Raw genomic sequence first — 16,953 nt, forward strand, 5'->3', positions numbered from 1 at the left:
GGCCGCGCCACCGGGACGTACCTCGTGGTGATGCCCACCATATGATCTGACGTGCGTCGAAACAACCTGTTGGAGGCATATTTTCGCCGGGCGTCGCGGTCGTTTCGAAATCGTTTCGAAGGAGGCCTGACCTGCGGGGACGTCGGGGAGTCATCGGGGCAGGCGCAGGACCGCCTTGGTCACCTCGCCGTTTCTCAGGGCATTCACCGCCTCGTTGATCTCCTCGAAGCAGAAGGAGGTGATCAGCGGGTCGACGGGGAAACGGCCGGCGGCGTGCAGGTCGAGGAGCTGGGGGATGAAGGTCTGGGGCACCGAGGCACCGGCGATGATGCCGGTGATGGAGCGCCCGTTGAGAACGCTGCGCCACTCGAAACTCATCGACTCGCTCGGCCCGATGCCGATCACCCCGGCGTGCCCGAGCGGGCCCAGTGCCTCGACCGCTGTGCGCAGCACCTTCTCGTGCCCCGTCGTGTCCATGGCGAAGTCCAGCCCACCAGGCACGATGTCGCGCAGGGCCCCCGCGGCATCGCCAGCGGACGCATCCACGACAGCCGTCGCACCGGCCACCCGGGCGGCCTCGAGACGGCGGGCGTCGATGTCTACCGCGACGATCGGTGAACAGCCTGACAACGAGGCCGCGATGACCGCCGCGGTGCCCACCGCACCCGCGCCGAACACGGCGATGCTGCTGCCCACGGCCGGTTTCAGCACGTTCAGCACACCCCCGGCGCCGGTCTGGAACCCGCAACCGAAAGGCCCTGCGAGATCGAGGTCGGCATCGGGACGCAGCCGCACCACCGCCCGCACCGGCGCCACCACGTGGCTGGCGAACGAGGACTGGCCCAGGAAATGTGCATTCACGTCCTGACCTGCGAAGGTCACCGCGGTGGAGCCGTCGGCCCGGCGCCCGGAGAAGTTCAGGGCGTCGAAGGAACGGCAGTAGGCGGGGGCCCCGTGCCGGCAACTGGAACACGTGCCGCACGAGGTGAACGACATCGCCACCCGATCGCCCGGCGCCAGATCGGTGACCCGGGAACCGACCGCCTCGACCACCCCCGATCCCTCGTGGCCGAGAAGCGCGGGCGTGGGGAAGAAATTCGCGAACTCCAGATCGGTTCCGCAGATCCCGACGGCGACGACGCGGACCAGAACCTCGTCCGGACCTGGGGCGGAGAGTTCGACGTCAGTGATTCTGAAAGGAGAAGAGGGCTTTTCGAGCAGGGCTGCGGTGATGCGCATCAGCACGCCTTTCTGCGTCACAAAGCGAGATCGCATCTTGACCTTTGAAACGAGCCCGGTCAAGGATGCCCCCATGCCGACTCTCGAGGTCCCGCAGGCACGACACCTCATCGACGGCGGATGGGTCCCCGCCCGGCACCGGGGCACGTTGGACGTCGTTGATCCGGCGACGCACAAAGCTTTTCACGTCATCGCGAACGGCGGTGCGAGCGATGTCGACGCGGCTGTCGCCGCCGCGCGCACCGCTGCGCCGGGCTGGGCGGCGATGAACCCGTCCGACCGTGGGGCCCTGCTCGGACGGTGGGCCGCCCTCATCGGTGACCACGTCGAGGAGCTGGCCGCCCTGGAGGCCCGCGACGTGGGCAAGCCCTTGTCGGGCGGCCGGATGAACATCTGGATCGCGCAGGGCATCATCGCCTACTTCGCCGGGGCTGCCGACAAGCTCACCGGTGTCACCCTGCCGACCCGCGACCCCGACTACCTGGGCCTGACCCTGCGCGAGCCGTTCGGCGTCTGCGCGGTCCTGATCCCGTGGAACGTGCCGGCCGTCCTCACCGCGGCGAACGTCGCCCCGGCCCTGGCCGCCGGCAACACCGTGGTGCTCAAACCCTCCGAGGTGGCGCCGCTGGTGACGCTCGCCCTCGCCGACCTGGCCGTGCGCGCCGGACTGCCGGCGGGCGTCCTCAATCTGGTCACCGGTGAGGGCGCGACGGCCGGCGTGGCACTGACCGGTCATCCCGACATCGACCACATCAGCTTCGTCGGCTCCACGGGCACCGGCCGCGCGGTGATGGCCGGCGCCGCCACACACCTGGTGCCGGTGAAGCTGGAACTGGGCGGCAAGTCGCCGAACGTGCTGTTCGCCGACGCCGACCTGGACGTGGCGCTGCCCGCGATCGTCGCCTCGATCACCGAGAACGCCGGGCAGAACTGTTACGCCGGGTCGCGCCTGGTGGTGGAGTCGTCGATCCACGACGAGGTGGTCGAGCGCCTGGAGGAGCTGATGGCCGCCGTCCGGCTCGGCACCTGGGAGGAAGACCTCGACATGGGGCCCCTGGTCAGTCAGGCGCAGCACGACCGGGTGGCCGGGTTCCTCCAGGATCCCCAGGCCCGGCTGGTGACCGGAGGGCGCACCGGGGACGGCTGGTTCATCGAGCCCACGGTGTTCGACCAGGTCACCCCGGACCTGCGGCTGGCCCGGGAGGAGATCTTCGGGCCGGTGCTGGCGGTGCAGACGTTCACCGGCTTCGACCAGGCCGTGCAGTACGCCAACGCCACCGACTTCGGTCTGCTGGCGTGTCTGTGGACCGGTGACATCTCGAAGGCCCTGCGGCTGGCCCGGCGCACCCGGGCCGGTCAGGTGGCGGTGAACCAGTTCCACGACGCCGGGGTGATCGGCTTCCCGTTCAACATGCAGCGCGACAGCGGTTTCAGCGCAGGTGGAGGTTATGCGGCGATGCGTGAATACACCCAGGAGAAGGCTGTGGCGATCAGGTTGCTGGGCCCGTGACGGACACCCTGCCGGCCGGTGACGTGCTCATCGACGGTCTGCGGGGCGTCCTCGACGCCCCTGCCGATCTCGCGGATCTGGCCGATCTGGCGGATCTGGCGGATCTGGCCGGCCCGGCATCCCGGCTGGGCTGGGACCTGCGCCGTCCGCACCGCGCGATCGCGCTGTACTACGACGGCCCGGCCCCGGCCCGCTGGGCGGGTGCCCTGAGCCGGCTCGGCCGCCCGGTCTCGCGAGAGGGTCGATACGCCTGGACTCTCGTTCCCGGATCTGACGACACGGCCGAACTGCGTCAGATCAGAACCCAATTGGGGACGTCTGGGGCCGCCGACGACGTGCTGGCCGCCAGTGGGCCGGTGGCCCACGGGGTGGAACAGACCCGGACCTCGTTCGACGAGGCCGACCGGCTGCTGAGGCTGTGCCGGTCGCGGGACCGCACCCGGGAGATGCCCTACAGTCACGCCGGGCTGGCCCAGCTGCTCGTCGGGGTGCCCGCCGGCCGGCTCGAGGAATTCGCCGGTGACCACCTGCGTCCTCTGCTGGATCGCCCCGACCTGCTCGAGACCCTGGCCGCCTGGCTGGATTCCGGGGGGAGCCGGCGGGTGGTGTCCGAGCGCCTTCACCTGCACCGCAATTCGGTCGGCTACCGGGTGGCCAGCATCCGGCGGCTGCTCGGGTACGACCCGCTCGACCCGGCACTCGCACCCGCACTGTCTGCTGCACTGCTCGCGGGTGAGATCGTTCGATCACGTCAAATCCTTGCGGTGAGCGGTGTTCCGGCGGGTGTTTCGCCGACGTGACGGCCGATGACGAGTTCCTGTGCAGCGTTGACACCCGGGCATACCGGGGCAACCATGTCGCTATGCCAACCGTCGACGCACCGCGCGAGGTGGTCCCCGTTCTCCTGGTGACGGGTGGCGACGTGGTCACGATGGACGAGGAACGGCGCGTTCTGGAGAACACGAGCGTCGCCGTCGCCGACGGCATCATCGTGGCCCTGGGGCCGGCGCGGGAGGTGCGCGAGCGGTTCCCGGGGGCGCAGGAGCTCGACGCGACCGGCACCGTCGTGATCCCCGGCCTGATCGACGCGCACCAGCACACCACGGTCGATCCGCTGGTCCGTAGCCTGATTCCCGACGACATTCCTTCGCATGCAGCCATTTACAACTGGGCCGTACCGCTGCACCAGCACGCCGACGGAGACGACGACGAGCTCGCCGCCACGATCACCGCCGTCGACTGCCTGACCCGTGGTGTCACCACCGTGCTGGAACCGGGCACCGTCGCTCATCCGCTGCGGGTGGCGCAGGGGCTGAGGAAGGCCGGGATCCGGGGTCGCGTCGGTGGCTGGGGCTGGGACGCGCAAGGGCTGCCGTTCTCGGCACCGGCGGGCGAAGTACTCGCCGCGCAGCGGGAAACCGTTGCTGCACTAAGCGATCCGAGCGGCCTGGTGACTGGCTGGGTCACCCTGGTGGGGCACGACCTGGTCAGTGACGAGCTGTTCCAGGGGGCCCTGAAACTCGCCGAGGAGTTGGATACCACTGTCACCTGGCATCTTTCGCCGGGACCGGACGATGCCCGGTCCTATCTGCGTCGCACCGGCGTGCGCCCGGTCGAGCATCTGCTGCGGATCGGTGCGCTCGGTCCTCGGCTGCTGATCGGGCACGGGGTCTGGCTGGAGGGTGCCGAGCTGGAGGCGCTGCTGAGCACCGGCACCGCCCTCGCGGCCTGCCCGGGTGCCTACCTGCGGCTCGGCCAGGGTGTGGGCCGGGCCGGGCGCTACGCCGAGTTCGTGCACCGGGGAGGCCGTCTGGCCCTGGGGTGCGACTCGCACAACGCCGGCGACGCACCCGACGTGCTGCGGGCCGCCCAGTTGCTCGCCGGGCTGGAGCGTGACCGTGGCACCGAGCCACCGTTGCGTGCCGCCGACGTGCTGGCCCTGGCCACCGTCTCCGGCGCCGAGGCCATCGGGGCCGGTCAGGAGCTGGGGGCGATCCGGGTCGGGTTCGCGGGCGATCTGGTCCTGCTCGACACCTCCCGTCCGGGCTGGATCCCCCGGGCCACCGGGTTTCCCGCGCTGGCCCGTCAACTGGTCTGGGGTGCCGTCTCCGACACGGTCCGCGACGTCGTCGTGGCGGGCCGGGTCGTGGTCCGCGACCGGCGTCCCCTGTTCGTCGATCTCCCCGAACTCCGTGTCCACGCCGCGGCCCGTCAGGGTGCGCTGCTGTCCCGGGCAGGTATGTCAATCTCTGAAGGGTCCTGACATGAAGACTTTTTCTCTGCGCCTGATGGCGGGCACCGCGGCCGTGGCGGCCGGGGTGTCACTGACCTCCTGCGCCAGCAACGACGAGACGGCCTCCACGGCACCGTCGTCGGCGGCCGCGACCCAGGGCACGGTGCCCGCCGGGGAACCGGACGTGAACGGGGACGGGAAGGTCGTGATCGGGGTTCTCAGCCCCGGCGACATCCACGACAAGGGTTACTACCAGAGCTTCGTCGACGCCGCCGACACCTTCGCGAAGGACCAGGGCTGGAAGGTGATCAGCCGAGGGAGCGTCGCTCCGACCGACGCACTCAACGCGGCCCGGGCGCTGTGTCAGCAGAAGGTCGACCTGGTCGCGCTGGGCGCCTCGGAACTGTCGGACGCGATCCCCGCCTCGACCGAGGCGGTGTGCTCGAAAACGGCCTGGTACGTGCCCAGCTCCGAGAACGTCGACCAGACCCCGGAGATCTTCCTGAGCTCCGACAACCCCTCGCAGGACATGCTCGCGGCGGGGTACGCGGCCGGTCTGGTGCTGCAGGACAAGAAGTCCACGAAGGCCGGCTTCATCGCCGGGCCGGAGGCCGACTACAGCGTCGAGGCCGCGAAGGCCTACGAGGCGGGCATCAAGATGGTGGTACCCGACGCGCAGGTCAGTGTCACCTACAACGGTGACGCGAACGATCCGGCCAAGGGCCGGGAATCGGCGCAGGCTCAGATCAGTCAGGGGGTCAGCATCACCTACCCGTACCTGGGTGGCGCCACCGACGCCGTGGCCGAGCTGGCGAACTCGGCCGGCGTCGCCGTGCTGACCCCGGGCACCGACCGTTGCGACTCCACCGCGCCGACGTACGACATCTCGGTGATCTTCAGTCCGGGCGACTACCTGACCGCCGGCCTGGAGGAGTTCGCCGACGGCAAGCTCGTGATGGGCGTGGAGAAGGTCTGGAAGATGGGCATCGACCCGTACCCGACCGTCAAGCTCTGCGACGCCACGCCGGAACAGCAGGCGAAGGTCGACGACCTGATGAAGAAGATGGGCAGCGGCGAGATCGACGCCGACGCCGAAGTGGCGAAGCTCGGATGAACCCTGCGGCGCTGGAGGTCTCCGGGGTCAGCAAGCGATACGGCAGCGTTCTGGCCTGCGACGCGGTGGATCTCACGGTCAACGGTGGTGAGATCCACGGCCTGCTGGGTGAGAACGGTGCGGGCAAGTCCACGCTGATGAAGATCCTGCTCGGCCTCGTGCACCGCGACGCCGGCACGATCTCGCTGCGGGGCGTGCCCACCGAGATCTCCGACCCACAGGCCGCGGCGAAGCTCGGTCTGGGCATGGTGCACCAGCACTTCAGCCTGATCGAGCCGCTGACCGTCTGGGAGAACGTGATCCTGGGTGACACCGGCCGCATCGACCGGCGGGCCGCCTGCGCCGATGTGGAACGGGTGGCCGCCGAGTACGGGCTGCCGATCGATCCGCGAGCCCGGGTGGCAGACCTGTCACCCGGGCTCCGGCAGCGGGTCGAACTGGTGAAGTGCCTGCGGCGCAACCCTTCCGTGCTGGTGCTCGATGAACCCACCTCCGTGCTCACACAGGCGGAGTCGGCGGAACTGTTCGGGGTGCTGCGGGCGGTGACGACGACCCAGAACCGGGCCGTGGTGCTCATCAGCCACAAGCTCGGTGAGATCATGGCGGCCACCGACCAGGTGACGGTGCTGCGTCGGGGCCGGGTGCGGTTCCACGGGGCCACGGCCTCCACCGGTCCGGCCGAACTGGCCCGGGAGATGGTCGGCCGCGACGTGTCCCTCCTGGCGGAGGGAGCGGCGCTGGGGATGCTGACGGGTTCCTCGTCCACCGTCGGCGCCACCACCGACCGGACCCCCGCCCTGAGACTGACCGGACTACGGGCCGACCCGGCCCTGGGGCCCCTCGACCTGAGGGTGGCGCCGGGCGAGATCGTCGGGGTGTACGGAGTGGAGGGCAACGGGCAGACCGAGCTCGGGCGGGTGCTGGCCGGCCTCTTGCGGCCGCGGGCCGGAACGGTGGAGATCGACGGGAAACCGCTGGGAAAAGGCGCTCCACTGGGGGTTATTCCCGAGGACCGGCACCACTGCGGCGTCGTGCTCGACCTCAGCGTCACCGACAACCTGCTGATGAAGACCCTGGACGGGTTCAGTGGCCGCACCGGCCTGCTCGACCGCCCCGCCATGAGACGTCGCGCCCAGCAACTGATCGACGACTTCGGTATCCGTACCCCCTCTCCCGACACCCTCGTCCGTACGCTGTCGGGCGGCAACCAGCAACGCGTGGTGCTGGCCCGGGAACTGTCCGCGCGACCGAAGGTGCTCGTGGCCGCGCAGCCCACCCACGGGCTCGACGTCGGCGCCATCGAGGAGATGTACGAACGCCTGCGGGCGGTGGCCGCGCAGGGGGTGGCGGTGCTGCTGATCTCCACCGAACTGGAGGAGGTGATGGCCCTGGCCTCCCGCATCGTCGTGATGTCGCGCGGGCGTATCACCGGCGAGCTGACCACCGCGGAGGCAACGACCGAGCGGCTCGGGCTGCTCGTGGGCGGGATGGCCGCATGAGCCGCCTCACCCTGGCCGGAACCTGTTTCAGCCTGGCCGCCGCGCTCGTGCTGTCGGGTCTGCTGATCGTGCTGACCGGTTACTCCCCGGACGCCGCGCTGCGGGCACTCTTCGACGGTAGCCTGGCCGACGGCCCGGCCCTCACCTCCACGCTGCTCTACACCGCGCCGCTGTTGCTGGTGGCGCTCGGGACCTGCGTGTCCACCCGGGCCGGGGTATTCAACATCGGCCAGGAGGGGCAGGTGCTCATCGGCTGCTTCGCCGGGGCCTGGTGCGCGCTGCGCCTGGCCCTGCCCGGCGTGCTGTTGCTGGTCGTGGTGCTGCTCGCGGCGGCGGCCGGGGGAGCGTTCTGGGCCTGGCTGAGTTCGCTGATGTACCGCTGGCGCGGTGTGAACATCGTGGTGAGCACCCTGCTGATGGTGTTCGTGGCGCAGCAGCTGATCGCGTTCTCGGTGGGGCAGGCCTGGTTCCTCCAGCAGTCCAAGGGCGACAAGGCCGTGGTGGCGCCGCAGTCCAACCAGCTGCCGCTGAACGCCCGGTTGCCCTCGTTCGGTGAGTACCCGCACGTCATGGTCAATCTCGGGCTCGTTCTGGCCGTGGTGCTGATGGCGGCCGTGGCGATCGGTCTGGCCCGCACCCGCTGGGGTTTCCGGCTGAACCTCACCGGGTTGAGCCCGGCGGCGGCCCAGCACGCGGGGGTGCGCATCGGGCTGGTCACCTCGCTGGCCCTGGTCGTGTCCGGCGCGTTCTCCGGGCTCGCCGGGGCGCTGATGCTGGCCGGACCGATCGGCACCTACCGGCTGCAACCGGGGATGTCGGCGAACGTCGGCTGGGACGGTCTGCTCGTGGCGCTGGTCGCCCGGAACCGGCCCTGGCTGTGTGCCCCCGTCGCGCTGTTGTTCGGGGTGCTGCGGGCCGGGGGCGGCTTCCTGTCCGCCACCGGCGTGCCCTTCTACCTCGTCGACGTGGTGAAGTCGCTGCTCGTGCTGGCGCTGGTGGTCCCGCCGGTCCTGGCCTCCCGGCTGGCGTTGCCGGTGCGGAGAAGTCCTGTTGCGGTGGAGGTCTGACATGAGCCTGGCCTTCGACACGGAAATCATCCTGTCCAGCGGGGTACGGCTGGCCACGCCCCTGGCGTTCGCCGCGCTCGGTGAGTACGTGGCCGAACGCGCCGGGTGCCTGAACATCTCGGTGGAGGCCATGATGCTCGGCGCGGCCTTCGGGTCGATCGCCACGGCCGCCGCGACGGGCAGTGCGACCGCCGGGCTGCTCGCGGGGGTGCTGATCGGGGCGCTCATAGCCTTCGTGCACGCCGGCCTCTCGCACCACGCGGAGATCAACACGTTCGTGGTGGGACTCGCCCTGAACACCCTGGTGCTCGGTCTGACCAGCTACTTCATCGCCACCAGCACGTATGTGGGGCATCAGGTGGCGCAGGTGCGGGTGCCGGTGCTGAGTGACATCCCGGTGATCGGTGCCCCGCTGTTCGTCGAGCGCTGGCCGGTGTACCTGCTGCTGGTGCTGATTCCCCTGACCTGGTGGCTGGTCGCGCGCAGTCGCTGGGGGCTGGAGCTGCGGGCGGTGGGCGAGAACCCGGCGGCCGCCGATGTCACCGGCATCCACGTGAACCGGCGCCGGCGGCAGGCCATGCTCTGGTGCGGTGCTCTGGCCGGCCTCGGCGGGGCCCACCTGGCCGTGGGAGAGGTGGGTTCGTTCAGCCAGAACATGACGGCCGGGCGGGGCTACATCGTCATCGCGGCGGTGATCTTCGGGGCCTGGCGGCTGGGGCGCACCCTGCTCGGCTGTGCCTTGTTCGGCCTGGCCGACGCCCTGCGCCTGGCCCTGCCGGCGCTGGGGGTGACCCTGAACTCGCAGTTCCTCGCGGCGGCGCCGTACCTGCTGGCCCTGGTCGCCATGCTGGCCTTCGTCGCCACCTCCCGCGAGCCGAGGGCCCTGGGACAACCCTTCGAGCGGGGGTCGGGGTGAGAGGGCGTCACCTCAGCGGCGGCGCTGCGACGCGTCGGTGAGGGCCGGCGGCTCGTAGCCGATGTCGGCCGGGTTGATCACCGTCCCCGGAGCGATCACCTGGTCGATCGCGTCCAGGACATCGGGGGAGAGCGTCACGTCGCCCGCTGCCAGCTGGCCCAGGAGCTGCTCCTCGGTGCGCGGCCCCATGATCGCGCTGGTCACGGCCGGGTGGTTCAGCACGAAGCCGAGAGCCAGGTGGATCAGCGACAGGCCGGCCCCGTCGGCGATCGCGGCGAGCTGCTCGACCAGGGCCAGTTTACGGTCGCGCATCGAGGTCTCGGCGAAGTCGAAATGGTCTTTCTCGCGCAGCGCCCGTGAGTCCGGCGCCGGCTGTTGCCCGGCGCGGTACTTCCCGGTCAGCCACCCACCGTTCAGCGGGCTCCAGACCAGCACCCCGAGCCGGTGACGCAGGGCCGTGGGCAGTACGGCGGCCTCACCGTGCCGGGCCAGCACCGAGTACGACAGCTGCTCGGTGGCGAACCGTTCGCGGTGCCGGTCCTGCGCGACCCACTGCGCCTCGACCAGCTGTTCGGCCGGAAAGCTGGAGGTGCCGATCGCCCGGATCTTGCCCTGGCGCACCAGATCGCTGAGAACGCCCAGGGTCTCGTCGATGTCGGTGGACGGGTCGGGGCGGTGTATCTGGTAGAGGTCGAGGTGGTCGGTGCCCAGCCGGCGCAGGCTGGCCTCGACCGCCCGGGTGATCCAGACCCGGGAGTTGCCGCGGCGGTTGCGGTCGAGCGGGTCGCCCGGCATCGCGTTGTGCCCCTTGGTGGCCAGCACCACGCTGTCGCGGCGCCCGGCCAGGGCCCGGCCGAGGATCTCCTCGGACTCGCCGAACGCGTAGACGTCGGCGGTGTCCACGAAGTTCACGCCGGCATCCAGCGCGGCGTGGACCATCCGGTGACAGGCGGCCTCGTCCGGGTTGCCCCAGGCGCCGAACATCATGGTGCCCAGGCACAGGGTGCTCACCTCGACACCGGTGCGGCCCAGGGTGCGGTATTGCATGGGGCAACTCCTCGATCGGGGCGGAAACCTTCTTCCGGGCGATGCTTTCATGTGCCCCAGGGTCACGGCCAGAGAATCCGGAAACAGCGCCGGGCGGTGTCTCCTCGTGCCCGGAGCACATGGACGACGTGCCCGGGGCGTTCTAGCCTCGAACCATGTCCTCACCCCTCACCTCACCCCGCTGGACCCATGTGGCCCTGCCCACCGGGAATCTGGACGCGGCCATCGAGTTCTACACCTCGCTCACGCCCCTGGTGGTGGTCGAGCGGTTCTCCGACGACGCCGGTGAGAGTGCCTGGCTGTCCAACGACCAGCAGGTCGACACCCCGATGGTGCTCGTGCTGGTCTCGTTCAACCAGGACCGGGGCGGGCAGCTGGGTCTGCTCACGCCGTTCGCTCACATCGGTATCGAGGTGCCGGAGCGCTCCGACGTCGACGCGATGGCCGAGCGGGCGCGGGAGAAGGGGTGTCTGCACTGGGAACCCCGCGACATGCCCGGCCCGGTCGGCTACATCTGCGCGTTCAAGGACCCGGACGGCAACGTCATCGAGATCTCCCACAACCAGAAGGTGTTCGAGCTGGTGCGCAAGCTGTGGGGGCCCGGCGCTGAGTGAGGTCGTGCGCGCCTACCTGGCCGCGCTGAACGCCGCCGACGTCGAGGCGGTGCTCGCCTGCGTGGCCGAGGATTTCGTCAACGAGCACACCGCCGTGGACGCGGTGAGCCGGTTCGGGAAGGCCGCGTACGCGGCTGCCCTCCCGGGCTTCCTCCAGGATTTCGACGGGCTGCGCTACCGGGCCGAGAGCATCATCTCCGACGGTGCGCAGGTGGCCGTGCCCTACCGGATGTCGTTCCGGCACCGGCCCTCCTCCGGTGCGCCGGTGAGTGTCCGCGGCGCCTTCGTGTTCGTGCTGACGCCGGAGGGCCTGATCGGCCGCCGCACCGACTACTGGGACTCCGGCGAGGTCGGCCGTCAGATCGCAGCGTTCCACCCGTAACGCATCCCTCGCCCGCACGACCGAGAGAGGTCCCGGCGCATGGCTCACCTTCCACCTCCCACGGCCCTGGTGACCGAGAACTGGGACGAGCAGACCTTCCGCGTGCATCGCGAGGCCTACCGCTCCCAGGCCTTGTTCGACGCCGAGCGGGACCGGGTCTGGGCCCGGAACTGGCTGTATCTCGGCCACGAGACCGAAATCCCGAACCCCCATGACTTCACGGTGCGCACGCTCGCGGGTCGTCCTCTGATCTTCGTGCGCGACGGGGAGGGCGAGATCCACGCGTTCCTCAACTCCTGCCCGCACCGCGGAACCGTGGTCTGTCGCGAGAACCAGGGGAATGCCAAGCATTTCGCCTGCTTCTACCACGCCTGGACCTTTCGCTCGGACGGTGCGGTCTCCTCGATCCCGGGTGCTGACGCCTACCACCGGGACGAGGCGTTCCGGGCGTCGATGGCGCTGCGGTCGGTGGCCCGGCTGGAGATGCACGAGGGCTACGTCTTCGTCGCGTTCACGCCCGACGTGCCGCCGCTGCTGGAGCATCTGGGCGACGCCGCCGACTACCTGACCATGATCGAGCAGCAGCACGCCGGCGGCATGAGGACCCTGCCCGGCACGCAGCTGTACTCGGTGCGTGGCAACTGGAAACTCGCGGTGGAGAACGCGATGGACGGTTACCACTTCGCACCGACCCACAACACGTTCGTCGGGTACCTGCGCGAGAGCGGTTTTGCGGTCACGGATGACGACCAGTATGCGTACACCCTCCAGAACGGCCATCTGTTGCTGGTTCTCACCGGTCACGGCGGGCGCATCAGCATGCTCTGGGAGCCCCGGTTCGGTGAGGACGAGCGGGTGCGCACCGCTGCGCACCGGGCCGAGATGGTGCAGCGGCTGGGTGCGGAGCGGGCGCACCACGTGGCCGACGAGAGCCACATTCTCTACGTCTGGCCGAACCTGCTGCTGTTCGACATCGAGGGCCTCTCGATCCGGCAGCTCGAGCCGGTGTCGCCCGGCGTCACCGACGTGCGCGCCTGGCAACTGGTGCCGCGCGAGGAGGATCCGGACGCCCGGGCACTGCGCATGCGCACGGTGGTCAGCTTCGTCGGGCCGGGAGGGCTGGCCACGCCGGACGACATCGAGGCGTACGAGGCCGTGCAGCGCGGCATCGAGGCCACCGCCGGCGGCGGTGAGATCGACGTCAGCGACATGTCACGCGGGATGGCCGACGAGATCAAGGGCGTCCAGGGACGATCGATCGACGAGGGGGCCATGCGCGGCTTCTGGCGGCACTGGGTGGACGCGGTGGAACCGGGACGCTGGTCGGTCACCGGCCCGCGTCCGCAGAGTTTCGTGACCGGGCGGGACGTCCGGTGAGCGCGGTCCTGGACACCGTGAAGCGTTCCGACGTGGAGGACTGGCTGTACGCCGAGGCCGACATCCTCGACGCCTGGGACTACGACGCGTGGCTGGCGCTCTTCGAGCCCGGGGCCCGCTTCGAGGTGCCGACCACGGACTTCCGCGGCTGGTCGCCCCTGGGGTCCGGCTCGTTCGTCACGGACGACTGGGACCTGATCAAGGCGCGGGTGAAGCGGCTGAAATCCCGCAAGGCGCACGCCGAGAACCCGCATTCCCGCACGCACCGCCTGGTCTCGAACGTCCGGCTGCACGCCATCACCGACCCGGCGGCGCCGCTGCGGGTCGGCCCCGTGTCCACCGACGTGGCCGTCACGGCCCGGGACTTCGGCGATCTCAGCCACTGCCTGCGGGTCACCGCGTCGTTCGTGGTGCACCGCGCCCGCGACGGCCGCTTCGACAGCTACGTCGGCCGCTACGACCACGTGCTGGCTCCCGCCGACGACGGTTTCCGGTTCCGGCTGCGCCGCTCGATCCTCGGGCACGAGGTCCTCACCGCCGGCGCCCGGCTCAGCTTCATTCTCTAGTCCTCTCTGATTCTCAGGAGATCGCGTTGACCGAGCACACCTATGCCTTCGGCTTCCGCCCGGAGGCCGACGAGGCCACGGCCGGGCAGGCCCGTGCCGAACTACAGGCCTTCACCGAGCGCTGGGGCGCGATCCTCGACGACCGGAGCGCACCGGCCTCCACCCGCCCGCACGCTCCGTACGGTTTCGAGTACGCCCGCATCGAGGTGCCCGATCTGCCCGCCACGATCGAGTTCCTCGAGTACCACGTCGGGCTGCAACTCGAACAGCGCACCGACGACTACGCCTACCTGCGCTCCGACATCGAGCACCACTGCATCGAGCTGATCGCCGCGCCGCACCGGAAGGACGGGGCGACCACCGCCATCGGCTACAGCGTCGAGAGCACGCAGGTGCTCGGGCAGATCCAGAAGCGGGTGGTCGATGCCGGTCTGGACGTCCTGGAACTGCAAGACCGGCAGAAGAGTTTCTGCAGCGACGGTTTCGCCGTGACCGACCCGAACGGACTGATCGTGGAGCTCTTCACCGACTTCCACGAATACGCCGAGCCGCCGCACCTGGAGATCCGCCCGACCGACCTGATCCACCCCTTCCTGTCCACCACCCGGTGGGAGGAGACCGTGGCCTTCTACACCGACGTACTCGGTTTCCTGCCCTCCGACCACGTCGTCGGGTCCACCACGTTCCTGCGGGGCGAAGACCGCTACCACCACAGCCTGGCCGTGCAGAAGAACAAGGAGTTCTTCGTCGGGCACCTGTGTTTCGCCATGAAGAGCCTCGACCACGTGATGCGCCTGCGGGCGCGGGCTCTCTACCGGGGCGCCCCCATCGCCAGCGACATCGTGAACCACTCGGCGTCCACGAGCATCGCCTTCTATCTGCACGACACCCGGTTCGGGCCGCGCTTCGAGCTCTGCGACCGCCACCGGGTGCTCACTCCCGCCGAGCACGAGACGCACCGCGCCCGGCACATGCCCGCCGACCCGCGCAACATCGACGTCTGGCGGCCCGCGTCCGACGACTGGGGCCGGTTCTGACGCAGGAGCTCCTGCGGGAGATCCTGGTCCAGCTCGACAGCACACCGTCTCCGCACGGTCGCGAACGGGAGGCGGCCGTGCGGTTGCGTGCGTGGTGCTCGGCGCGGTGGCCGTTCATCTCCTGGAGGGTGCAGGAATACGGTGACGGCGGAGCCAATCTGGTGGCCTCCTGCGGTGAGACGCCGTCGGGACGGGTGCTGTACTCGCATCTGGACACCTCACTGAACGGCTCGCTGGAGGACGCCGTCGTCACCGGACGCACGGATCCGCCGGGTCCGTTGCGGATCGGCGAGGACGGCACGGTGGACGGGTTCGGCCTGGGGGTCGCCCGCGGGCCGGCCGCCGCGGCGCTCGTGGGGTTCGTGGAGTCCATGGATTTCGTGGATTTCGTGGACGCGGCCCCGCACGTGCGTGAGGGCGCCACCCTCCTTCTCGCCGGCAGCGGTACGCATCGCCTTCTCCCCGGCGAGACCACGGGTGTCGAGGCCTATCTCGCCGCCCACGAGCATCCCCGGCAGGCGATCATCGCCAAGGCCGGGCCGCCGGCCGTGCTCCACTCCGAGCCCGGCGCCGCGTACCTGACCGTGCGGGTCGAGGGACGACAGGGCGCGGTACTGGCCCGGCGGTTCCATCGGCCCGAGGGAGGGGTGCTCGCCCACACCGGCCGCCTGATCGACGCGATCGAGGCCTGGCGGGTGGCTCACCTCGCCCGCAGAACACCGTCCCGGATCGGGGCCGAGGTCGGCATCGGCCATCTGCGTTCCGGCCTGGTCACCAAGCCCGACCTGATCCCGGCGGTTCTCGAGCTGGGCCTGTACCTGGTCACGATCCCCGGAGACCGGGTTCCCGACATCGGCCGGGATCTCGAAAATACCCTTCGGGCCGTGGCTCCGGAAGGATGCACGGTGCGGGTCGATCACCACGAGATCCATGCCGCCGGACTGACCGACGATGACGCTCCGATCGTTCGCCGAGCCCGTGCCGTGCGGGAGAGATACCTCGGACCCGAACAGTCCGTCACCGGCTGGACCGGATCGACCGACGGCGTGGTCTTGCGCGGTCACGGTATCGACACCGTCCGTCTGGGGCCCACGATCGCCCCGCTGCCGGAAGATCGGCGACGGGACCGGACCACCCTGGACCACCTCGTCCTCTGGTCGCAGATCTACCGTGATCTTCTGACGCAGACGTGAAGGACGCCCGGGAGCCTGAGGCTCCCGGGCGTCCTTCATCAGTGAAAGATCAGTTACCCCAGTCGAAATTGGGGGTGACCGCGTCGGCGATCGTGAACCGTCCACCCGGCAGCACCCCACCGGCCGGTTCGCCCATGGTGACCACGTGCTTGCCGAACTTCTCCACCAGGGGCCGGCCGACGTCGCGTTTGAGCCACAGGCGTAGCAGGTGGCGGCGGCGTTCGGGCTCGGCGAAGTCGAGGTAGCCGGTGCGGGAGTGCAGAGCGGCGTAGTTCAGCAGCCACTGCACGTCGCCGGGCTGGAAGTTCATGTCCAGGGCCAGCCCGGGTTCCTGGGAGATCTCGTCGAACAGGTTGAGCACCTCGATCTGCTCGGGGGTCAGGCGGGGCACCTCCTCGAACCGCTGGGCCGAGAAGACCATCGACATACCCGCGTAGATGCTGAAAATACCGTCCACATAAGAGACGACGGGAGAGGTGTAGGTGTTGCCGGGAGCGTCCGGGTCCTGCTTCTTCCAGTCCCAGTGGAACGGCTCGAACAGCAGCGGCGCCAGATCCGGGCGCCGGCGCAGCACCTCGTTGTAGATCGTGGTGCCGCTGACCAGACTGCTCGCGCCGCCCTCGCGGGCGCCGCGCAGGCACATCAGGGCCACCACGTCGGAGGAGTCGGAGTGGAAGGGCAGACGGTCGCGCACGCGGGAAGGTTTCGCGCCTTCGTCGGCGAGAGTCTTGTCCGAGGTGGCAATCACGTGGTCGAGCAGGTCGCCCATCTGGTTCTGCCCGATCGGCAGGCCCAGGTGCAGACCCATGATGAAGAAGATCGCCCCGGCCAGAACATCGCCGTACTCTTCGGTCTTCAGGCCCCGGATGAGGATGAAGCCCCGGCCGGAGTCCAGCTGGCGGGCCGACTCCTCGTTCAGCCGGGTACAGGCGGGCAGGGGGTAGTCGGCGGCGGTGACGGTGCGCAGGTCCGGGTCGTCGGCCACGAACCGGCGGCCCGCGGCCTCCAGGTCGCTGAGCTCGGCCGGGCCGAGTTCGTAGATCCATGCGGTGGATCCGGCCAGGTCGGAGCCTCTCCAGGCGGAGGGGCCGGAGATCGGTTCCCGGCTGGTCGTGGTGTCGGTCATCGTGAGTACTCCCGGGGTGGGGGCGAATCAGGA

At 69.8% G+C, this 16,953-nt stretch carries 16 protein-coding genes; 13 read left to right on the forward strand and 3 right to left on the reverse strand.

Going from position 1 to position 16,953, the window contains the following annotated elements:
* Positions 1-150: 150 nt before the first annotated feature.
* The gene (locus QSK05_RS24460) at positions 151-1,239 is read right to left on the reverse strand and encodes an NAD(P)-dependent alcohol dehydrogenase (RefSeq protein WP_285599649.1); all 1,089 of its coding nucleotides are present in this window, start codon (positions 1,237-1,239) and stop codon (positions 151-153) included.
* 73 nt (positions 1,240-1,312) lie between these two features.
* Between QSK05_RS24460 and QSK05_RS24465 the strand changes: the two genes are divergently transcribed.
* The 7 genes from QSK05_RS24465 (at position 1,313) to QSK05_RS24495 (ending at position 9,578) form a co-directional block, all read left to right on the forward strand.
* A complete protein-coding gene (locus tag QSK05_RS24465) occupies positions 1,313-2,749 on the forward strand; it encodes an aldehyde dehydrogenase family protein (RefSeq protein WP_285599650.1) in 1,437 nt (478 codons plus the stop codon).
* Positions 2,746-3,549, forward strand: a complete 804-nt coding sequence (locus QSK05_RS24470) for a PucR family transcriptional regulator (protein WP_285599651.1) — start codon at positions 2,746-2,748, stop codon at positions 3,547-3,549. Before QSK05_RS24465 ends, QSK05_RS24470 begins: the two co-directional genes overlap by 4 nt.
* A 62-nt stretch (positions 3,550-3,611) precedes the next feature.
* Entirely contained in the window at positions 3,612-5,012 is a 1,401-nt protein-coding gene (locus tag QSK05_RS24475) for an amidohydrolase family protein (protein ID WP_285599652.1), read from the forward strand.
* A 1-nt stretch (position 5,013) separates the two neighbouring features.
* Positions 5,014-6,096 carry a BMP family lipoprotein gene (locus tag QSK05_RS24480; protein ID WP_285599653.1) on the forward strand — a complete coding sequence of 361 codons (1,083 nt, stop codon included), beginning with the start codon at positions 5,014-5,016 and terminating at the stop codon, positions 6,094-6,096.
* A complete protein-coding gene (locus tag QSK05_RS24485; RefSeq protein WP_285599654.1) occupies positions 6,093-7,595 on the forward strand; it encodes an ABC transporter ATP-binding protein in 1,503 nt (500 codons plus the stop codon). The genes QSK05_RS24480 and QSK05_RS24485 overlap by 4 nt, the downstream gene beginning before the upstream one ends.
* Positions 7,592-8,662, forward strand: a complete 1,071-nt coding sequence (locus tag QSK05_RS24490; RefSeq protein WP_285599655.1) for an ABC transporter permease — start codon at positions 7,592-7,594, stop codon at positions 8,660-8,662. The genes QSK05_RS24485 and QSK05_RS24490 overlap by 4 nt, the downstream gene beginning before the upstream one ends.
* 1 nt (position 8,663) lies before the next feature.
* Positions 8,664-9,578: an ABC transporter permease gene (locus tag QSK05_RS24495; RefSeq protein WP_285599656.1), complete on the forward strand. Its 915-nt coding sequence runs from the start codon at positions 8,664-8,666 to the stop codon at positions 9,576-9,578.
* Positions 9,579-9,590: 12 nt separating this feature from the next.
* Here QSK05_RS24495 and QSK05_RS24500 read toward each other — a convergent pair whose 3' ends face one another.
* Complete coding sequence (locus tag QSK05_RS24500; protein WP_285599657.1) at positions 9,591-10,625, reverse strand: aldo/keto reductase; 1,035 nt, start codon at positions 10,623-10,625, stop codon at positions 9,591-9,593.
* Positions 10,626-10,780: 155 nt separating this feature from the next.
* Between QSK05_RS24500 and QSK05_RS24505 the strand changes: the two genes are divergently transcribed.
* The 6 genes from QSK05_RS24505 (at position 10,781) to QSK05_RS24530 (ending at position 15,794) form a co-directional block, all read left to right on the forward strand.
* The gene (locus QSK05_RS24505; RefSeq protein ID WP_285599658.1) at positions 10,781-11,239 is read left to right on the forward strand and encodes a VOC family protein; all 459 of its coding nucleotides are present in this window, start codon (positions 10,781-10,783) and stop codon (positions 11,237-11,239) included.
* A gap of 4 nt (positions 11,240-11,243) precedes the next feature.
* A complete protein-coding gene (locus tag QSK05_RS24510) occupies positions 11,244-11,621 on the forward strand; it encodes a nuclear transport factor 2 family protein (protein ID WP_285599659.1) in 378 nt (125 codons plus the stop codon).
* Between the two features lie 39 nt (positions 11,622-11,660).
* A complete protein-coding gene (locus QSK05_RS24515; RefSeq protein ID WP_285599660.1) occupies positions 11,661-12,998 on the forward strand; it encodes an aromatic ring-hydroxylating oxygenase subunit alpha in 1,338 nt (445 codons plus the stop codon).
* Positions 12,995-13,564: an aromatic-ring-hydroxylating dioxygenase subunit beta gene (locus tag QSK05_RS24520; RefSeq protein ID WP_285599661.1), complete on the forward strand. Its 570-nt coding sequence runs from the start codon at positions 12,995-12,997 to the stop codon at positions 13,562-13,564. The genes QSK05_RS24515 and QSK05_RS24520 overlap by 4 nt, the downstream gene beginning before the upstream one ends.
* 26 nt (positions 13,565-13,590) lie before the next feature.
* Positions 13,591-14,601 (forward strand): VOC family protein, encoded by a 1,011-nt coding sequence (locus QSK05_RS24525; protein WP_285599662.1) that lies wholly within the window; start codon positions 13,591-13,593, stop codon positions 14,599-14,601.
* A 77-nt stretch (positions 14,602-14,678) separates the two neighbouring features.
* Positions 14,679-15,794, forward strand: coding sequence for a zinc-binding metallopeptidase family protein (locus QSK05_RS24530; RefSeq protein WP_285599663.1), 1,116 nt, complete (start codon positions 14,679-14,681; stop codon positions 15,792-15,794).
* A gap of 49 nt (positions 15,795-15,843) precedes the next feature.
* Here the strand turns inward: QSK05_RS24530 and QSK05_RS24535 are convergent, their stop codons facing one another.
* Positions 15,844-16,920 carry a TauD/TfdA family dioxygenase gene (locus QSK05_RS24535; RefSeq protein WP_285599664.1) on the reverse strand — a complete coding sequence of 359 codons (1,077 nt, stop codon included), beginning with the start codon at positions 16,918-16,920 and terminating at the stop codon, positions 15,844-15,846.
* Positions 16,921-16,953 lie beyond the last annotated feature (33 nt).

The organism is Kineosporia sp. NBRC 101731 (assembly GCF_030269305.1).
Classification (GTDB): domain Bacteria; phylum Actinomycetota; class Actinomycetes; order Actinomycetales; family Kineosporiaceae; genus Kineosporia.

Bases quoted from the DNA above. Each gene is read 5' to 3' on its own strand.
- QSK05_RS24460 (WP_285599649.1), bottom strand. From the start codon at position 1,239: ATGCGCATCACCGCAGCCCTGCTCGAAAAGCCCTCTTCTCCTTTCAGA.
- QSK05_RS24465 (WP_285599650.1), top strand. From the start codon at position 1,313: ATGCCGACTCTCGAGGTCCCGCAGGCACGACACCTCATCGACGGCGGA.
- QSK05_RS24475 (WP_285599652.1), top strand. From the start codon at position 3,612: ATGCCAACCGTCGACGCACCGCGCGAGGTGGTCCCCGTTCTCCTGGTG.
- QSK05_RS24480 (WP_285599653.1), top strand. From the start codon at position 5,014: ATGAAGACTTTTTCTCTGCGCCTGATGGCGGGCACCGCGGCCGTGGCG.
- QSK05_RS24485 (WP_285599654.1), top strand. From the start codon at position 6,093: ATGAACCCTGCGGCGCTGGAGGTCTCCGGGGTCAGCAAGCGATACGGC.
- QSK05_RS24490 (WP_285599655.1), top strand. From the start codon at position 7,592: ATGAGCCGCCTCACCCTGGCCGGAACCTGTTTCAGCCTGGCCGCCGCG.
- QSK05_RS24495 (WP_285599656.1), top strand. From the start codon at position 8,664: ATGAGCCTGGCCTTCGACACGGAAATCATCCTGTCCAGCGGGGTACGG.
- QSK05_RS24500 (WP_285599657.1), bottom strand. From the start codon at position 10,625: ATGCAATACCGCACCCTGGGCCGCACCGGTGTCGAGGTGAGCACCCTG.
- QSK05_RS24505 (WP_285599658.1), top strand. From the start codon at position 10,781: ATGTCCTCACCCCTCACCTCACCCCGCTGGACCCATGTGGCCCTGCCC.
- QSK05_RS24515 (WP_285599660.1), top strand. From the start codon at position 11,661: ATGGCTCACCTTCCACCTCCCACGGCCCTGGTGACCGAGAACTGGGAC.
- QSK05_RS24535 (WP_285599664.1), bottom strand. From the start codon at position 16,920: ATGACCGACACCACGACCAGCCGGGAACCGATCTCCGGCCCCTCCGCC.